Origin of the sequence: Microbispora triticiradicis (genome assembly GCF_005864065.1) — a bacterium.
GTDB classification, from domain to species: Bacteria; Actinomycetota; Actinomycetes; order Streptosporangiales; family Streptosporangiaceae; genus Microbispora; species Microbispora triticiradicis.
This window is the reverse complement of sequence record NZ_VANP01000011.1, coordinates 249797-268368: the sequence shown is the minus strand read 5'-3', so window position 1 is coordinate 268368 and position 18572 is coordinate 249797. Positions and strand designations below refer to the sequence as shown.

Annotated in this window: 15 protein-coding genes and 1 pseudogene; 4 read left to right on the top strand and 12 right to left on the bottom strand. The window is 71.7% G+C overall.

Annotated features, from left to right (window positions below):
- From FED44_RS36630 to FED44_RS26560, 4 genes are all read right to left on the bottom strand, one after another.
- On the bottom strand, positions 1-202 hold a 202-nt coding region (locus tag FED44_RS36630), incomplete at its 3' end, for a hypothetical protein (protein ID WP_208759184.1).
- Between the two features lie 185 nt (positions 203-387).
- A complete protein-coding gene (locus FED44_RS26570; protein ID WP_208759183.1) occupies positions 388-1623 on the bottom strand; it encodes a GNAT family N-acetyltransferase in 1236 nt (411 codons plus the stop codon).
- Positions 1624-1683: 60 nt separating this feature from the next.
- Positions 1684-2784: a GTP-binding protein gene (locus FED44_RS26565; protein WP_262367370.1), complete on the bottom strand. Its 1101-nt coding sequence runs from the start codon at positions 2782-2784 to the stop codon at positions 1684-1686.
- A 324-nt stretch (positions 2785-3108) separates the two neighbouring features.
- On the bottom strand, positions 3109-3498 hold the full coding sequence (locus FED44_RS26560; RefSeq protein WP_117408676.1) for an ArsR/SmtB family transcription factor: 390 nt from the start codon (positions 3496-3498) through the stop codon (positions 3109-3111).
- Positions 3499-3572: 74 nt separating this feature from the next.
- Between FED44_RS26560 and pepN the strand changes: the two genes are divergently transcribed.
- The gene (gene pepN, locus FED44_RS26555) at positions 3573-6065 is read left to right on the top strand and encodes an aminopeptidase N (RefSeq protein ID WP_167521596.1); all 2493 of its coding nucleotides are present in this window, start codon (positions 3573-3575) and stop codon (positions 6063-6065) included.
- Between the two features lie 1376 nt (positions 6066-7441).
- Here pepN and FED44_RS26550 read toward each other — a convergent pair.
- From FED44_RS26550 to FED44_RS26520, 8 genes are all read right to left on the bottom strand, one after another.
- Complete coding sequence (locus FED44_RS26550; protein WP_138462404.1) at positions 7442-8665, bottom strand: NAD(P)/FAD-dependent oxidoreductase; 1224 nt, start codon at positions 8663-8665, stop codon at positions 7442-7444.
- A 15-nt stretch (positions 8666-8680) separates the two neighbouring features.
- On the bottom strand, positions 8681-10021 hold the full coding sequence (locus tag FED44_RS26545; RefSeq protein ID WP_167521595.1) for a metallopeptidase TldD-related protein: 1341 nt from the start codon (positions 10019-10021) through the stop codon (positions 8681-8683).
- Positions 10005-11384, bottom strand: a complete 1380-nt coding sequence (locus FED44_RS26540; RefSeq protein WP_138462402.1) for a TldD/PmbA family protein — start codon at positions 11382-11384, stop codon at positions 10005-10007. The genes FED44_RS26545 and FED44_RS26540 overlap by 17 nt, the downstream gene beginning before the upstream one ends.
- Positions 11375-12292 carry a methyltransferase domain-containing protein gene (locus FED44_RS26535; protein WP_117408684.1) on the bottom strand — a complete coding sequence of 306 codons (918 nt, stop codon included), beginning with the start codon at positions 12290-12292 and terminating at the stop codon, positions 11375-11377. Before FED44_RS26535 ends, FED44_RS26540 begins: the two co-directional genes overlap by 10 nt.
- Positions 12247-13767: a radical SAM/SPASM domain-containing protein gene (locus FED44_RS26530; RefSeq protein ID WP_117408686.1), complete on the bottom strand. Its 1521-nt coding sequence runs from the start codon at positions 13765-13767 to the stop codon at positions 12247-12249. The genes FED44_RS26535 and FED44_RS26530 overlap by 46 nt, the downstream gene beginning before the upstream one ends.
- A 115-nt stretch (positions 13768-13882) precedes the next feature.
- Positions 13883-14017, bottom strand: coding sequence for a hypothetical protein (locus FED44_RS38215; protein ID WP_259402773.1), 135 nt, complete (start codon positions 14015-14017; stop codon positions 13883-13885).
- A 105-nt stretch (positions 14018-14122) separates the two neighbouring features.
- Positions 14123-15745 carry an OPT/YSL family transporter gene (locus tag FED44_RS26525; RefSeq protein WP_138462401.1) on the bottom strand — a complete coding sequence of 541 codons (1623 nt, stop codon included), beginning with the start codon at positions 15743-15745 and terminating at the stop codon, positions 14123-14125.
- A 251-nt stretch (positions 15746-15996) separates the two neighbouring features.
- Positions 15997-16725 carry an aquaporin gene (locus FED44_RS26520; RefSeq protein WP_208759181.1) on the bottom strand — a complete coding sequence of 243 codons (729 nt, stop codon included), beginning with the start codon at positions 16723-16725 and terminating at the stop codon, positions 15997-15999.
- A 561-nt stretch (positions 16726-17286) separates the two neighbouring features.
- Between FED44_RS26520 and FED44_RS26515 the strand changes: the two genes are divergently transcribed.
- From FED44_RS26515 to FED44_RS37685, 3 genes and pseudogenes are all read left to right on the top strand, one after another.
- Positions 17287-17577: a hypothetical protein gene (locus FED44_RS26515; protein ID WP_138462399.1), complete on the top strand. Its 291-nt coding sequence runs from the start codon at positions 17287-17289 to the stop codon at positions 17575-17577.
- Between the two features lie 5 nt (positions 17578-17582).
- Complete coding sequence (locus FED44_RS36060; RefSeq protein ID WP_167521587.1) at positions 17583-18425, top strand: hypothetical protein; 843 nt, start codon at positions 17583-17585, stop codon at positions 18423-18425.
- Positions 18376-18504 (top strand): annotated as a pseudogene (locus tag FED44_RS37685) (ADP-ribosylation/crystallin J1); the annotation flags it as partial. The gene FED44_RS36060 and the pseudogene FED44_RS37685, both read left to right, overlap by 50 nt.
- Positions 18505-18572: the final 68 nt, after the last annotated feature.

Below are 18572 nucleotides of genomic sequence, written 5' to 3'. Positions count from 1 at the left end.
GTGAGAGGCCGCGCAACCGGCGAGCGGCGCCCAGGTCGCCTGGGCGTCCGGGCGATCCGCTCGGCCGGTGAGCCGGATTGTCCTGACGGAGTTGGGGCCTGCTCCCACGTGGGCGGGATGATCGGGCCGCCGTGGCCACCTTGTAGACCTGGAAGATCCTGACCCGGCTGCGCTGCCGCCCGCAGCGCGCCATCGTGAGCATGGCCCTCCCTGCCTCTGCCCATGCTCAACCACCGCCGTCCCCGCGCGCTTCACCTGCGATAAGACGCTGAGGCCACCGGAAACCGCGGCCAACCGGGTCGAACCCAGAGCACACAGCCCGGTCGTCGCCGTGGCCAGGAGAGGCACGTTGTGCGCACTGCCGTCGCAACCGCGCCACCGGTGGCGTCAGATGGCGGGACTGCGGCGTTCGATCACGAGGACGTCGCGCCAGACGCCGTGATGGCGGCCGACGCGTTCGCGGGTGCCGAGGACGCGGAAGCCGGCCGCCCGGTGCAGGGCCAGGCTGGCCGTGTTCTCGGGAAAGACACCGGATTGGATGGTCCAGACGCCGGCGTCCTCGCTGGCGGCGACGAAGGCGTCCAGAAGGGCCCGGCCCAGGCCCCGGGAACCGTAGCCGGGGTGGACGTAGATGCTGTGTTCGACGACGCCCGCGTAGACGGGACGGGCGGAGACGCGGGAGGCGGCCACCCAGGCCACCACCTGATCCGTACGGATGTCGGCGACGACGTAACGCAGGTTGCCGAGGCGGGCGGAACTGAACGTCTCCCAGGACGGGGCGGTGGTCTCGAAGCTGGCGTGGCCGGTGTCGAGGCCGAGCTGGTAGACGCTCAGAACCTGGCCGGCGTCCTCGGCCCGCATGGGGCGGATCTCGAAGCCGGGGGCGACGGAGGGCTTGACGGCCTTGACGATGGCGGAGTGGACGCCGTCGCCGTGGTCGGCGGTCGGGGTGATGGTGATGCCGGTGAAGCCGGCGTCCAGGAGCAGCGTGCGATACTCGCCGACGGTCAGGGAGCCGGCCGTGCACCCGATGCGGGTCTCGGTGCGGCGGCGCAGGTCCTGGTCGGGTACGGAGTCGTCGGTGACGACGTCGCTGACGCCGAAGCGGCCGCCGGGGCGCAGGACGCGGAACGCCTCGGCCAGGGTGGCGGCCTTGTCGTCGGACAGGTTGATGACGCAGTTGGAGATGACCACGTCGACCGTGCGGCCGGGCAGCGGGACGTGTTCGATGGTGCCGTGCAGGAACTCGGTGTTGGTCACGCCGGCCTGTGCGGCGTTGTCGCGGGCGAGGCTCAGCATGTCGGGGCTGGCGTCCAGGCCGTAGACCTTGCCGGTGGGGCCGACGCGGCGGGCGGACAGCAGGACGTCGATTCCGCCGCCGGAGCCGAGGTCGAGCACGACGTCGCCCTCATGGAGGTCGGCGACGGCGACGGGATTGCCGCAGCCCAGACTGGCGCGCAGGGCGCCGTCGGGCAGGGCGGCGGTGTCGTCGTAGCCGGCGGCACCGAAGCACCCCTCCTCGAAGGAGGCGTCATCCGATGAGGCGGGGTCGTGGCCGGGCCGGCCGGCCATCGCGGTCCTGGCGAACCTGGAGTAGCGGTCGACGATCTCCTCGTGGGCCACGGCGGCTCCTTCACGCGCGGAGGGGGGCGGCGGCGAATCCCAGCCGCCCCCGATTCCATCTCATCCTGCCGCGGCGGGAATCCGGTAGGTGGGACGCGGGTAGCCGGGCTTGAACGACGGGACGCCGGCGCTCTGTACGGTTGATGTGCCGGTGGCGGCGGACACCTCCGCCACCGCCTCGGCCACGGCGGCGTCGAGCTCGGCGGGCTCGCACGCGACGCGGGCGTTGAGCCGTGCCTCCGCCCCGGTGAACATCCTCCCCGCGACGGCGTCCACGGTCGGCTCGGCACCGCCGGCGGTCACGCTCACCTTGCTCAGGTCACCGGCGGACTCGAGGCTGACCTTCACGTGGCCGATCATCCAGCCGTTGCGGGCGGCGGTCGCGGACAGGTGCTCCAGCAGCGCACGGGCCCAGTCGTCCGGGTCGAAGCCCTCCGCCGCCGCCACGTCGAAGCTGAGGTTCAGCCAGGCCAGCGCGGCCTCGGCGTTGGCGTAGCGGTCGTAGTCGATGTCGAGGCCGCGCCCGACGGGCTCCGAGCCGAGCCAAAGGGACACCAGTTGGTCCAGCCCCTCGCCGGTTTTCGCGGAGTAGCCGAGCACCGTGGCCGTGGGGTAGCGCTCACGCAGATCCGCGATGACGGCGGCGGCTTCCGCCGCGTCGAGCAGGTCGATCTTGTTGAGCGCGATCACGTCGGCTTCCTGTAACTGCTTGCCGAACAGGTAGGACATGTCCGACTCCGTGTCGTCCAGCGGCAGCGACGTGCGGAGCGCGTCAAGCCTTTCCGGTTCGACGACAACCAGGAGGGGGGCGGGCGTGAAACGTTCACCGTAGTGGGCGCTGAGCGGCCGGATGACGGTGGCCTGCAGATCGGTGCAACTGCCCACCGCCTCGGCGAGCAGTGTGTCCACCTGGTGGCCGTCGACCAGACGCTGTGCGACGGTCAGCAGGTCTTCGAACCGGCAGCAGAAACATCCACCCGTGACCTCGCCGGCCTCCGCGATCGCGGACTTGGCGAGCTGGGTGTCCACCAGTTCGGTTCCCTGGTCGTTCGTGATGACCGCGACCCTGCGGCCCTGCGACTGGAGATGTTTCGCGACCGCGACGAGAGTGGTGGTCTTGCCCGCCCCGAGAAACCCGCTCAAGGTCATGAAGGTGATCAACCGGCGTTCGCCTCACTTCTGGTAACGGTGCTCCGTACAGATATCGCCGCATGGCACGGCACGAGTGAGTATTCGCGTCACAGGGAGTCGAGGTGGTTTCAGTGATCCGCCATCCGCAGTCAGCTAACAGCCTCCGTTCCGCGAGGTCAAGATCCTTGACGTCCGGCAACAAATGATTAACAATGCCGCGGGGCCGTACCAAAAAGGGGTATTGATGACCGTCAATACAGGTGCTACAATCGTCACGAAGCCATTCGTGTGTGAAATTATTCGCGCATCATTTACGCGATGACGGCATCGGTACCCGACCGCCCGCCGGATCGCCTATCTCGTGGCGACGGAAGGCAGGGCGATGATGCCCGTGAGTGCGGTGAGCGCCTCGGGCACGACCCGGTAGTAGACCCAGGTGCCCCGGCGAGTCGACGTGACGAGCCCGGCGTCCCGGAGAACCCTGAGGTGATGGCTGATGGTCGGCTGGGTGAGGTCGAACGCGCCGACGAGGTCGCACACGCACGCCTCGCCGTCGAGGTGAGAGGCGACGAGGGAGAGCAGCCGCAGCCGTACGGGGTCGCCGAGCGCCTTGAAGCCCGCGGCGAGCGTGATGCTCTGCTCCCGGGTCAGCGGCTCCGTCACCCGCGCCGGGCGGGGCACACCGGGTTCGACCACGGGAAGGTCCTCATGCGGCAGCAGCACGGGCTCGTCGTGCTCGGCCATGACGATCGGGTCCTCTCCCTAAGCGCCCCGGGCGTGGGTCACCCGGCCGCATCACCCACGAGTCTAGACAACCCTTGCGCGCAGGAGGTCTCGTCATACCGCGTCCCCCGCTGACCCACGCCGAGGCGACGGAGCGTGGCGCCCTGCTGCGCGTGCGGTCCTACGACCTCCACGTCGACCTGAGCCGGACCGGGGAGCCGGTGTTCCGGTCCAGGAGCACGATCCGCTTCGCCTGCGCCCGGCCGGGCGCCTCCAGCTGGGCGGACGCACTGCCCCGGCGGGTGCGTTCCGCCGTGCTCAACGGGCGGCCGGTCGAGTACGACGGCGCGGGACGGATTCCCTTGCCCGATCTGGCGGCCGTCAACGAGCTGACCGTGGAGGCGGACTACGACTTCTCCACCGGCGGCGAGGGCCTGCACCGGTTCACGGACCCGGCCGACCAGCAGGTGTACGTGTACAGCCACCTGCAGCCCGGCCACGCTCCCCGGGTGTTCGCCTGCTTCGACCAGCCCGACCTCAAGGCGCCCTTCGCGATCAGCGTGACCGCCGCTCACGGCTCGAACGTGTTGTCCAACGCCCCGCTCGCTCACCGCCCGGGGGCGGGTGTCCACAGGTTCGCACCGACCCCGCCGATCAGCACGTACGTGGTGGCGGTGGCGGCCGGCCCGTGGGCGTCGTGGACGGTGGACCAGGGCGGCGGCGTGCCCCTGGGGGTGCACTCCCGGCGCTCCCTGGCGGCGCACCTCGACCCGGCCGTGCTGCTGGAGCGGCTCGGGGCGGGGGTGGCGTTCTTCGCCGAGGCGTTCGCGACGCCCTATCCGTTCCGGAAGCTCGACCTGTGCTTCGTCCCCGAGTTCAACTTCGGAGCCATGGAGAACGCCGCCTGCGTGTTCGCCGCGGAGACGTTCGTGTTCGACCGCGCGGTCACCCGGTACGCGCACCGCCGCCGGGACGAGATGATCTTCCACGAGATCTCCCACCAGTGGTTCGGCGACCTCGTCACCCTGCGCTGGTGGGACGACCTGTGGCTGAGCGAGGCGTTCGCCACCTGGGCGGGCGTCCACGCGCTGACCCGGCTCACGGACGACGCCGACGCCTGGGCCGACTTCGCCGCCGGCAAGAAGGCGCACGCGTACCTGCTGGACCAGTCGCCCTCCACCCACCCGGTCGTGACCGGCGTCCCCGACGTGGACGCCGCCGGATCGGCCTTCGACGCGCTGACGTACCACAAGGGCGCGAGCGTGCTGCGCCAGCTCGTGGCCCGCCTGGGGCTGGACGGGTTCCTGGAGGGCATGCGGCTCTACTTCGCGGACCACTCCCACGGCACCGCCGGCCGGGCCGAGATGCTCGGCGCCCTGGAGAAGGCGGGCGGCCGGGACCTGACCGCCTGGACGGACGCCTGGCTGCTGACGGCCGGGCTCACCGAGGTGCGGGCCGACTTCGACGTAGACGAGGCCGGGTGCTTCACGCGTTTCGACCTGCTCCAGGACGGGTCGCCGAGGCCGCACCGTCTCGCGGTGGGCGTCTACGCGGAGGACCGCCACGGCGATCTGGTCCGGGTGGGGAGGCACGAACTCGACGCGGACGGCCCCCGCACGAGCGTGGACGCGCTCGTCGGCGCCCGCTCCGGCGCGCTGGTGCTGCCCAACGACGGCGACCTGACGTACTGCCGGATCGTGCTGGACCCACGCTCCACCGAGGAGGTCGTCCACCGGATCGGCCGGCTGGCCGATCCCATGGCCCGCTCGCTCTGCTGGACGGCGGCGTGGGACATGGTCCGGCACGGGGAGCTGCCGCCGCGGCGGTTCCTGACGACGGTCCTCGGCGGGCTGACGGCGGAGACGCAGATCGGCGTGTTCCAGCGGCTCCTCGTCCGGGTCTCCACCGTGCTGACGGCCTACACCGAGCAGGGCTGGGCCCGCGCCCACGGCTGGCCGTCGTACGTGGACCGCCTGCTGCATGTCGTCGACACTCCGGACGGCGACGCGGACCAGAGGCTGGCGGCGGCGCGGGCGATCGCGGACGCGGCGTTGACGGCCGGTCACGTCGACACGGTGCGGAAATGGTTCCACGGAGCGGCCCCGATCGACGTGGACGACGCGTTACGCCGCAGGCTCGCCCGGTCCCTGGTCGCGCACGGCGAGCCCCTGGAGGACGTCACCGGCGCCTTCGCCACCGTGGAGGACCGGCTCGCCGAGCGGCTCGGGGCGTCGGTGCCCACCACGGAAGCCAAGGAGTGGGCGTGGACGACCATCCTGGGCAGCGGGAGCGTCGCACAGGTCCGCGCGCTGGCCGACGGCTTCGCCCACCCCGCGCACCGTCACCTGCTCACGCCGTTCGCGCGGCGCTACGCGCAGGACGTCCCCCCGCTGCTGGCCGCCGCGGGAGACCGGGAACCTGCGCGTACGGTCGCCGTCCGGATGTTCCCCTCCTGGTCGGTCTCACGGCGCACGCTCGGCATGATCGACGGCCTGCGCTCCGATGACCGGTTCGTCAGGCTGACCGGCGCGGCCAGGGCCGAGCTCGCCCTCGCCGTGGACCTGTCCGAGCGGGACGCCGCCGGGTGACAGCCATTCCTCGGCGCCGGCGCCGGCGGCGAAGGACTCGAAGAGCTCCCGCATGGCCGGCCCGGCGTCCGGACCCGCGTACCACCGCTCCCCCGCCCGGCCGGTCAGGTGGTCCCACAGCGTCTCGCTCAGCATGAACGCCTGGTGATACAGCAGCGGGTAGCAGGGCTTGCCCTCCAGGTAGGTCTGCATCCGATCCCACGCGGCCCCCCGATCCACCGCGACGCCGAACTCCCGCTCGTACGAGCGCACGTACTCGGCGGCCGGGTCCGGGTGGCCGTCGTGCACGGCCATCTCGTAGCAGAGGCTGGTCGCCACGAGGCGCCGGACGTGCTCACGCGCGAAGGCCAGGCGCTCCACGGCCTCGGCGTCCACCGTGACGCCGAGGTGGCGCCGCTGCCAGTCCGGCCGCCGGACGACCCGTTCCAGGGTGAAACCGAACGCCTCGGTCAGCGCCGGATGCGTGCGCCACAGGTCGGCGGGGTGCCGGGTGCCCGCGGTGAAGTGCAGCGCGTGCCCGAACTCGTGCAGAAGCGTGGCGTGGTGGCCCAGCGTCGTGCCCGGCGTGACGGACACCCGCACGTCGGCCGGTGGCGCCACCGGCGAGCAGAACGCCGTGCCCGACTTGCCGGGCCGTGCGACGTCGTCGACGACGACGCGGTCCAGACATCCGCCGAAACCCCACTCGCGTACGGTGGAGCGGACGCCGTCGAGGGCGCCGCCGGCGCCCTCGGGCAGGACGGCGCGTGCGGCGACGAGGCGGGCGTCCCCCATGGACGGGGTGGAGACGGCGTCGCGGGCCCGCCAGCCGTCCCATCGCCTGAGGAACTCGGCCCGCGTGGCGTCCAGCCAGTTCCGGGCGTGGGCGACGAACCGGTCCACCTCCGGGTGCAGCGCCCGCACCAGCGCGGCGTGCGTCGGGAACCCCAGCTCGGCCCGCGCCTCGGCGTACGCGTCGAGCCAGCGCCGCCGGCCCTCGCGCAGCCGCTCCCCGACATCCGCCAGGGCGGCCCGGACCTCGGCGCGCCGCCGGTCGTCGGTGACGGTCCGCGAGAGGGCGACGAGCTCGCCGTGGGTGAGCGTCCTGCCGCCGGCCTCGGCGGTGACGGTGCGCTGGAGCAGCCGCAGCCGCGCGGTCGCCTCCGTCAGCCGGACGCGGAAGTACCAGAGGACCAGCTCCCCCGCGTAGTGCAGGTCCCCGTGCTCCAGGGCCAGGAGGACGAGCCCGCCGTCGGTCAGCCGGCTGAGCCCGCTTTCCGGCAGGGCCGGAGGATCGTCGCTCTGCCCCGTCGCGGCCAGCCAGCGGGCGTGGGCGACCCGGGCCTGGAGCGCCGCGAGGTCTTCGACGTAACCGGCCAGGTAGCCGGGGACGGTGGTCACGACGGGTCCACGGAGGCCGCCGGGGGCAGGCCGAGCACCTCCGAGGCGCCGTCGGCGACCCGCTGCCAGAAGTCACGCCGGTCCTCGGGGAGCCCGGCGAACAGCTCCGAGCAGCGGCGGGTCATCTCCAGCGCCAGCCCGGGATGGGCCAGCACGCCGCGGATCCAGGCGAGCTGGCCGGGCTCCGGCGGATCGATGCGCAGCCCCGCGAGACCCGCGCGGACCTTGCGCCCGACGCGCTCGTCCAGGGTGGTCGCGTAGCTCTCCCGGGCCTGCGGAGTGTCGCCGTCCACCGCGAGCGGCACCGTGGCGGCGAGCGTCTCCGCCGCCGCGCAGGCGTCGGTGATGCCCGCGCCGAACAGCGGGTCCTTGTGGCAGTAGGCGTCGCCCGCCAGCCGCCAGCCCGGCCCCGCCGGCTCGCGGTGGAAGTTCCGCAGGCTCTTGGACGCGTACACGGGCGAGACGCGCCGTGCCGCACGCAACCGGTCCGCCATCGCGGGGATCGACCGGAGCAGGCGCTCGTACCCCTCGTCTCCCCGGATCGCCGCGTACTCCCCCTTGGGCGCCGACAGCATGACCACCCACCGCCCGCCGTCGCACGGGCCGACCTGGAGCACGTGTCCGCCGTCGTGCCACAGCTCCAGCGCGGGCGAGGGCAGCGGGACGACGTCCTCCCAGTAGGCGTGGAACGTGCAGCGCATGGCTCCCGCGTCGAAGGTCGTGGCCGCACCGGCCTGACGGGCGGTCGGCGATCCCCGCCCGTCCGCCCCCACGACGATCCTGGCCTTCTCCGACCACCCCGCGCCCTCGATCCCGATGACCTGGTCACCGTCCCGGCGCAGGGACCGGACCGGGCTGCGCTCCCTGATCTCGGCCCCGTGCCGGCTCGCGGCGCGCAGCAGGACCCCGCTGAGGGTCTCCCGGCGTACGCACAGGTTGTAGTGGTACGGCGAGCGGGGCAGCATGGGCGCCCCGTAGTAGCCGCCCTCGACCTCCAGGTGCCAGCGCCGCAGCGGTGGCGCGCCGGTCGCGAGCACCTCGTCCAGCACGCCGAGCCGGTCCAGGAAGGACAGCGTCGTCGGGCCGAAGAAGTGGGTGGAGACGGCCGGGGCGGGCAGCCGGGTGCGGTCGCACACCAGGACCCGCAGACCCTCCCGCGCGAGCAGGGCGGCGCTCGCGGCCCCGGTGACGCCGCCGCCGACCACGATCACGTCATACATCGGCCGCTCCTCGCGTCATGTCCCGCCGGCCAGCACGAACGGCAGGCGGCCCGACCAGATCCTGCTCACGGCCCACCGGCGGTCGCTGACCGCGCGGAAGCGGCGGCCGAGCACCTCACGCAGGTCCAGGGCGATCGGTCGCTGCCGGAGGATCCCGGCCACCCGTCCGTCCCTGATCAGGAATCCGAGCCGCAGCCTGCCCTCGACGACCGGTGAGAGGCCGGCGCGCTGGTGCCCGCCCATCAGCGACTCGACGAGCACCCCCTCGCGGACGCCGGTCAGCAGGTCGTCGAAGGAACCGGCGTCGGCCGGGCCGGCGGAAAGCGTCGCGCCGTTGAGCACCGGCGTGGCGGGCTTGAGCACCGTGCGGCGCAGCGCGTTGCCCCGGAACCCGTGCCCGGTGGGCGCCGTTCCGCACGCGGCCGCCGTACGGACGCTGTGGTAGGCCCGGACCGGGACGCCCCGTTCGACCAGCGTGAGGGGCGCGCACGGCACGCCGTCGTCGTCGCTGCCCGGCCAGGCCAGCCCGCCGGTGCCCTCCTCGTCCGGCGCGGCCGGCTCCGAGGGATGGTCGCGCAGGCCGATCGAGGGGTGCAAGAACGGCTCGCCGAGACGCCCGGCGACGAACGAGCGGCCCGCGGTGACGGCGGTGCCGTTCAGCGCGGTGACCAGCGGGGTGAGCAGGGTGTGCACCGCGGACGGCGCGAGCAGCACGTCGTGGTCGCCGGAGGGCGCGTCGGCGACGGGCAGCCCGTCCCAGCCGGCCGCGGCCTCCAGCCATGCGGAGAGCGCCGTGGGCAGCTCCGGCGTCCGGGTCCAGCCGGTCCAGGGCAGCTGGACGGCCGACCCCTCCGCCAGTGCGGCGACGTGGAAGAACCGGTCCGAGGTCGTGGTCCGCCCGTCCGGGGCCGCGCGGTGCACCGCCTGCTCGGTCCGGGTCACCGTGCCGTGCACCGTCAGCCCGGACGAGCGTTGCAGCGCGCCCAGCCGCTCGGCCAGGAGCCGTACGGATCGGGTGCCCTGATCCGCGGCGGGCGTCCCGGCGGCCTGGGGGGCGGCGGTCCTCCCGGCGACCGGGTCGTGTGACGCCGGGGGCCCGTGCGCCGCGTTCCGTACGGCCTCGCCGACCAGCCCCCGCACGTCGTCGAGGCGGGTCGTGGTGGCCGTGCCCACCCGGCCGTGACGGTGCACCCGCAGGCACAGCGCCGTCTCGTGCGCGGACCTGACCAGGTCGGGCACGCCCGAGCCGACCTCCACCACGGTGTCGTCGCGCTCGACGGCCAGGATCTCCCAGTGGTCGGCGCGGGCCGCGGCCTCCGCTCCGACCTGTTCCAGCCGGTCAGCCAGAGGTGACACGTATGCCTCGCAATCGCAGCATGGGGGCCCAGGAGCTGACCGGCAGCGCGTTCTGGCCCTGCTTGCCGCAGCTCGCCGAGGTGTCGCCGCGCCACTGCTCACGGCCGATCGCGTCGATGGCCGCGAAGGCGCCGAGCACGTCACCGGACAGCACCACGCCTCTGACCCGTCCGCGGACCTCGCCGTCGCGGATCTCCCGGCACTCCGCCGGCAGGAAGGTGAATCCGGCGCGGTCGGTCTGCCCGCCGAGCACGCCGCGGGCCAGCAGCCCGTGCGCCACACCGCCGATCATCTCCTCCTCGGACGCGGCGCCGGGGGCGATGGCGATCGTCCGCAGCCGGGGTAGTGGGGGGTGGCGGAAGTTCAGGGCTCTGGCGTTGCCGGTGGGCTCCTCACGGAAGGCCGCCGCGGTGGAGCGGTCGTGCAGCCGGGGCCGGGTGACGACACCGTCGCGCAGCAGCTCCACCGCAGACCCTGCCGTGCCCTCGTCGTCCACCGGTACGAATCCCCGCGCACCGGGCCGTCCGGGGTGATCGGTGATCGTCAGCATGGACGGGCCGAGCCGGCGTCCGGGGGCCAGGGACCGTTGCAGAGGCGCGTCCCCGAGGTGGTGGTCGGCCTCGGCGAGATGCCCGATCGTCTCGTGGGCCCAGATGCCGGCCAGCGGGCCGTCGCAGACCACGTCGTACTCCCCGGGCGCCACGACGGGGGCGGCGCGCAGGTCCACGGCGGTCGCGACGGCGGCCTCCACGTCCGGGGCCAGGCCCCGCACCACGGAGAAGTCGCCGCCGCTGCCGGCCGACACCGAGCCGGCGGTCCTCGCGGCGCCGCCGTCGGCGTAGACGGTGATCTGCAGCGTCAGGTCCCTGCGCCGGTACGATACGCCGGTCCCCTCACTGGTGAGCAGCTCAACGTCCGCGACCGACTCGCGGTAGTAGACCAGCGCCCCGGTCACGCCGGGATGCGCCGCCAGCGCCGCCGCGTGGTAGGCGCCGAGCAGTTCCACCTTCTCCGCCAGGCCGACCGTCTCCGCGAGCTCACCGGCCTCGCCGGGACGGTCGTCCCGGTAACGCCGGTGTGCGGCGAGACGTCCCGCCGCACACCCCAGCTCGACGGCGTCACGCGCGGCCCTGCGCAGCACCGGCCCGGCGTCCACGGCGGTGCTCGACGCGAACGCCGACCCCGACCGGCCGATCACACGGGCACAGCACCCCTCGTCACGGCTGGTCACGCTGCTTTCCAGGCCGTCGCCGCGCCACACCAGGTCGACGGTCCTGGCGCGTTCGACACGGACCTCGGCGTAGTCGTCCACCCGCAGGCCGGCGTCCCGGAAGAGCGCGGGCGAGCCGCCGGTCAGCAGCACGGTTGCGCGGGGCTGTCGTCCCGGTAGGCGAAGATCATGGCACTGGTGACCTGCGCGCCGTCGCGGTACGGGACGAGCCCGTCGCTGCGCATGTCCACGCTGCCGAAGCCCGCGCCGAGCACCAGGTCGCGGTACTGGCTCTCGGTCATGCCCACCACGCACCGGGCGAAGTCCTCCGCGCCGGCGGACTCGCCGGCCGCCACGTCCGCCGGGGGCGGGCCGTCGTCGGAGTACACGACGTCGGAGATCACCGCCACCCCGCCCGGGCGCAGGACGGCCGCGACCGCGTGGAGCACTTCCTTCTTGTCGGGGAACATGCCGAGGACGCAGTTGCTCATCACCACGTCCACGCTGGCCTCACGCACCGGCGGGCGCCGGATGTCGCCGACCCGCACGTCGATGTTCTTGAGCCCCATCTCCTTGGCCGCGCGGCGAGCCGTCCTGACCATCTGCATCGACGCGTCGACGCCGATGACCCGGCCCGTCTCCCCCACCCGGCGCGCGGCGATCAGCAGATCGAGGCCGGCGCCGCAGCCGAAGTCCACGACCGTCTGCCCGGGGCGCAGGCCGATCGCGTTCATGGGAGAGCCGCAGCCGCTGGACAGCTCCAGCACCCAGTCGGGGATCTCGGCGAGCTCCTCCGGGGTGTACACCGATGTGGGAGAGCAGCACAGCGTGCTGGTGCCCTGCACCGCCAGCGCGTCGTAGCGCTTCTTGACGTGCGTCTCGACGGGGACGGGTCCCTGGTCGGCCGGGGCCGCTTCCGGTGCCGCGCAGCAGCCCGCCGCCTGGTCCGCGGTCGCCGGGGCGCATCCGCAGGCGTCCGGCTCGGCGAGCGTCTCGACCGCCGTCCGCGGCCGGATCAGCTCATCCAGGGAAACGAACCCACGCGTGTCATCTGCTCCCACGTTCCCTCTTCTCCTTCCGGTCGGTTCGCGTGCTCCTGCTGTCGGCGCAGCGCCATGGGCAGCAGGTAGGCCAACTGGGTCTCGACACGCGTCGTGATGCTGGACACCTTGGGGCAGTAGCAGGTGTTGAAGTCGCCGCCGTTGGCCGCCCACGCCTTGATGGGGCAGCCGCCGCCCCCGCAGAACAACTTCACGTTGCAGTCGCGGCACATGGGCACGGTGTCCACGTGGCGGTGCCGCCAGGGATCCCGGTAGCCGGCCGCGTAGCTGAACTCGGGGTAGAACGTCCCGCAGGCGTGCTGCGGACGGCCCACGGTCTCCGGGCAGCCGTAGATCTTGCCGTTGGGGTCGAACGCGACGACGCTCGTGCCGGCGCTGCACCCCTGGAGGTTGGGCCGCAGCCGGTCGCCCTCCAGGACGGCCGACCTGATGCGGGCCAGGTCGGGCTGCAGCATGCGGTCCACCAGGGGGTTCTGCTGCACCATGCGCCAGAAGGCCTCCTGGAGCCCGGCCTTGACGTCCCCCCGGACCATGCGCTTGCGCTTCTCCTCGGGGTGGTCGGGGGTGACGTACAGGAACGTGGTGGCCTTGGTGAAGCCGTTGAACAGGCGGATCTTCGGATGGTCGAGCCACCCCTTGGCCTGTGCGAACTCCGCGAAGCGCGGCATGTCGTCCACGCTGTCCTCGTCGACGAGCACCCGGATCAGCACGCGGATGCCGGCCTCCGCGGCCACGTCGATGCTGCGCTCGATGAGCTCGAACGTCGGCTTGCCGTTCCGGAACACCCGCCGGGTGTCGTGGGTCCTCGGTGTGCCGTCCAGGCTGACCTGGACCTCCTCGCAGCCGTACTTGAGCAGCATCGGCACGTACGCGTCCAGCGCCACGCCGTTGGTGATCGCGGTGACCGGATAGCCGCGATCGTAGGAGCCGCGCAGGATCTGCTCGACGGCGCCGCGCTGGTACGCGGTGTCCAGCAGCGGTTCCCCGCCGAACAGGGTGATGTACGGCGGGCCGGAGTTCTGGTGCCGGTCCTGGATCTCCGGGATGGTGTCGAACGCGGCCTCGATCATCTCCTCGTCCATGCGCGGGCTCTTGGTGGTCAGCTCGCCCTCGAAGCAGTACGGGCACGCCAGGTTGCACACGAACGACGGGATGAACATGAACTGGAACGGCGCTTCCTGGATCGCCTGGAAGTAGCCGTCGACGATGGCGCGGTAGCGCGCCTCCTCCTCGACCGGGTCGGTGCAGACGTACCCGCGCTCCAGCAGGCCGGCCACGAGCTCACGGTCGACGGCATCGTCTCCGGCGCGGACCCGTTCGAGCACGGCGACCTCGGCGGGGGTGACGATGTCCATCGATCCGGACACCGCGTTGGCGAGGACGCTCACCTTGCCGCTCTCGTCGAGATAGGCCGGGTCCAGGGTGCCCTCGGGGAGCTCCACCGAGAAGGTGACGGTGTTCGGGCTCACAAGCATGGTGTGTCTCCCAGAAACGGGGTCCGTGGTGCCGCCGGGGGGTGGTTGAGGGGGTGGGCCGGGAATTGGAGGGCGCGGCAGGGGATACCTCTGTCGTACGGTCCGCCGGCCACGGTCACTCGCAGCCGTCGGGGTCGTTGGCCATGATGCTGGTCACGACGTCGAGGTTCTTCCGGCCGCGCATGGCGGTGCAGCAGTCGGTCTGCTTCTCGGACACTTCGGCGTTCTCGATCATGGAAATGGCGATCATAGGTATCACCTCCTCCACTGTGTTCTCTGCCGCGCTCTCCGGCCCGCTCCCCGCCGCGACGCGGCGGGGAGAGTCGTTGGTGGGGCGCGTGCCCCAGGTGGCGGGTCACCGCAGGACCTCCCGCACGATGAGCACCGCCACGGTGATCAGGCCCTCACCGATGATCAGCCCGGAGGCGACGATCTCGGTGGCGCTGCGCCGGCCGGGGTTGCGGCGGGTGAGCAGCCACTGGGTCAGGCCTCCGGCGGCGAGGGTCAGCGAGTAGGCGGGGGGAAGCAGCACCCCGAGGCCGATCATGGTGGGCATGGCCGAGGTGAAGGCCAGGCCCAGGCCCACCGGGCCCGAGACGGCCAGCGCGAGGGCCACGGTGGCGGGGTATTCGGCCGATCCCCGGACGGTGGCGTCCACGAACTGGACCGCGGTGGCCACGGGGGCGGGGAAGGAACGTCCACCGAGCACACCAGCGCGGCTGAGCACCGCGATCACCAGGACGCCGACCACGGCGCCGGCCAGGCCGCCCGCCAGTTGCGTCCAGCCCGTCAGCCGCCTGGGCGGCTCCGGCAGGCCCTCGGGACGGTCGTGGGCGACCTTCACCGAGTAGGTGAAGTAGACGGCGGCGAGGGCCGCGCAGCAGATGGTCGACGCCATGAGCAACGCCGCCGTCTGGTCCGCGCCGGATATGGCGAAGGCCACGACGCTGAAGTACAGCGCCGGGGACAACGGCACCAGCCCGATCTCGCCGCCGGCCCGGGTGAGGAACACGGTCATCACGGCGAGCAGCACGACGCCGAGCAGGCCGTAACCGAGGTAGCGCAGGAGAGACGGGTAGATCAGCGCCAGGAGCGCCGTTCCCACGAGGACGGCGACGGCGAGCCACCGCGTACGGCCCGGGAGCAGGCGGCCCCCCTGGAGGGAACGCGCCAGCGGGCCGCGGACCCGGGCGATCGAGGCGACGGAGTAGCCGAGGATGAGGCCCACACCGGCGGCGAGCACCCAGGGATAGGACAGATGGTCGGTGTAGGCCACGGACCGGCCCGCCGCGCCGTCCTGGACCGCCCACACGACGACGGTGTACGCCGCGCCGGCCGCCAGCCACGCGCACGCGCGCGGCCCGATGAGGAACCCGACCCCGTACAGCAGGGGCGAGAGGGCCAGGGCCAGATGGGTGCCCGTGACCTCCGGCGTGACGTCGTGGCCCCACAGGGCGACCCCCAGGGCCGACGCGGCGCCCACGCCCGCGGCGATGGGGAGCATGCGGCCGAGCCGGTCGCTCTCCCCGTCCTTCGGGCCGCTGAGCGACGCCATCAGGGTGATGGCCGGCTTCAGGGTCGGGTAGGGCAGCCTCTCGGCGACCACCAGCGTCCGCGCGACGAGCCCGCCGAGGAAGATCCCCAGGGCGTTCGCGGCCATCGCCAGCACCACCAGGAAACCCCAGGCCGGCAACTCACCGGCCCGCAGGACGACGGCTCCGATGCCGGTGTCCAGCGCGGCCGTCGCCATGTATCCGCTGGACGCGATGGAGAAGACGACGAAGAGGCCCTGCCAGCTGAGCGCCCCCGCCACCCGGAGCAGCGCCGCGCCCAGCGCGGCCACCAGCGCCGACCCTCCGAAGGAGGTGCCGGTGCGGAACAGGACCAGCACGTTGAGGACGCAGAGCAGCACGCCGATGGCCAGGCCGATGAGCGTCGCCCAGACGTACGACCCCCGCCAGCCGCCTGCGGCGTCCACCGCCGGAGTCGAATGCGATGCGGTGGAGAATGCGGTGCGCTCCTTTCCTCCCACAGAGCGCCCCCAATCTCGACCAGATGAACTACATTGATAACTATCGATGTAGCCGACGAGTGCACATTAAATTGGGCCGACGGCAATGGTCAAGGGTCTTGACAAGATTGCCTATTCGTGCACGTGGCTTATGTTACGTGACCATTACGATACTTTTCGTAATTACGCCGTACAACATGTCGGCTGATTCCGCCAGATCACAGCGTGCGATCGGCGAGCAGTGGGTCGGCGTCCACACGTCCGGTCGTCACCGTGCCCGGATCCCGGCCGTACAGCCCGGCGACCAGGGCGAGACCGATCACGCCGCCGATCAGTTGGACGACGACGAACCCCGGCACCGAGGACGGGGCGATCCCGGCGAAGGTGTCGGAGAAGGCCCGGCCGATGGTCACGGCCGGGTTCGCGAAGCTGGTCGACGAGGTGAACCAGTACGCCGCGCCGATGTAGGAGGCGACCGCGACCGGCGCCAGGCGGGCGTTGTCCGCGCGGACCAGCAGGAAGATGACGAGCACCAGGCCCGCCGTGGCGACCACCTCGCCGAGCAGCAGGTTCCCGGCCGAGCGGTCGTGCGTGGACCAGGTGACAGCCGCCTTGCCGAACATCGCGTTGGCCAGCACGGCCCCGCTGACGGCGCCGGCGATCTGGGCGGCGGCGTAGACCCCGACGTCGGTGAGCGAAAGCTTGCGGTGCACCCACCAGTCGGCCAGCGTGACCACCGGGTTGAAGTGCGCCCCGGAGATCGGGCCGAGAATGAGGATCAACACCCCGAGCCCGAAGACCGTCGCCGTCGAGTTCTCCAGCAACTGGAGTCCCACGTCGTCGGGCGAAAGCTCCTGCCCCATGATCCCCGACCCGACCACCACCGTCACCAGCAGCAGCGTGCCCACGTACTCGGCCAGCGCCCGGCGGGGCAACGCCGGGCTCACCAAGAATCACCGATCCGGTCGAGACTGACTGACGAGTCACGCACGTTAGGCCTCCCCTTGACATGGCATACCGCATGACGTCCTGCTGCACCGCACCAGCCGACCTGTCGTCACATGAGACGAAGCGCCACTTCCAGCACCATCCGAACCGATATTTACAGATATCAATGTGATTTGGTAGCGCCAATTTCCGGGGAGTACGCCTGTGTCTCGCGCCGAGAGCCCGGCCGCGATGGCCCGTTTCCGGACAGACCAAAATGGGTGGATACATTCAGCAGCAGACAGACTCGCCCGCGCCGACCAGCGCCTGAACAACAGCGACCACCGAGCCAGCCGCTGTCGTGGCCCTCCTTCGCGCCTACCAAACCAAGGCCGTCACAATACTGACGCGCCGACACACCGAACTGCGTCCCGCCCGCGAACTACTTGTTCGCCGCACGCTCCACCGATCGGCGGAAGGTCTTCACCGTGTGCTCGACCGCTGGCAGGCCGTACGGCACCACTGGCAGCGGCTTCTGTTCGACCAGCGACGCATGAGCCCCGCGAATCACCTTTGACCAGATGACCAGTCGGCTGGGCCGTCTCATCTCGACCAACCCGGAGGGGACGTTCGAGCTGCGTAACCTGCCGGCGCTGAAGTCTCCTGCCGAGCTCGCGCCGGCTGCGGACATGTCGCGGATCCTGCTTTCCGTCCGGCACGCCGTAGAAGCCCTCGCCGTACTCGGTCAGCGCGATCTGGCTCAAGTTACCGCCCCTGGCCGGATCGATGGGAAGGCCTTGGTTGCCTCCCTGGCTCACGTGTGCTCGGCCATCCTGGCGCTGGGCGGCCCGAGCCGAGCCGTGAGATCGTGACGGTCATGGCGATCGAAGATCCTCTGCGCCTTTTAGGACGGCTCCGGCTCGGCCGGGAAGAATTTTGCCAGCGGCTGCTGACCATGCTGATCCTCGGCGGCCCCTATCCGCGGTGGAACACGCCCAACACTCCCACGGACCGCGGAGCCCGCTTCCTGTTAGAGCTGGACACGCTCTCGTTCGGCACCGGCGCCTGGGATGTCCGGCCGCAGTTCGTCGACGAGTTCGACCTTCCACGACGGCATGACGACGAACAGGGTGGAGCACCGGACTACGCGATGCTCTGGCCCGAACGCCTGTGGATGATCGAGCTGAAGACCGAAACCGCAAGTCGCCGTCGAGGGCAGCTCTCGGGGTACCTCGCCCTCGCCGAACATCACCATCCGGCTCGCCGCATCGACCTCACCTACCTGACTCCGCCGATGCCCCACACACCGTCGATCACCCAGGCGCTGGCACGCTTCAACCACCTCACCTGGGCTCAGGTCATTCCGCTGATCACCGCTGTCTGGGGAAACGGCAACGACGCAGAGCGGCACGCCGTAGAGCAACTGCTGGCTGCCTTGGACAGCATCGGCACCGACTGGAGCACCTGGCGCACAGCCCGGCTCCAGCACATGCCGGGCACCGAGTTCGAGGCTCCCGTCGCTGACACGCAGCCGACGGCCGACCCCTTCGAAGAGGCTATGGCGCTGGCCCATGCCACCGCCCGGGACGGACGGCAACGGGCCCTCGGCCACGCGGCGACGGACCTGCAGGAGCTGCAGCATCTGCGCCTATCCCGGTGTCGCAAGCCCGCGGCAGGTCGGCGGGGAGACGATTCTCGAACTGTGGGTGCCCGCCGGTGAACTGGACGAACTCAACGCGCACATCTCCGGCGTCATCGAAGTGGTGCACGAGTTTCGACCGGAACGCGACACGCGTTGAAGTGGCGGCGAATCGCGGCGTGATCACAACTGAGCGGTTTACGTGCACACCCACACCGCACGTGGTGA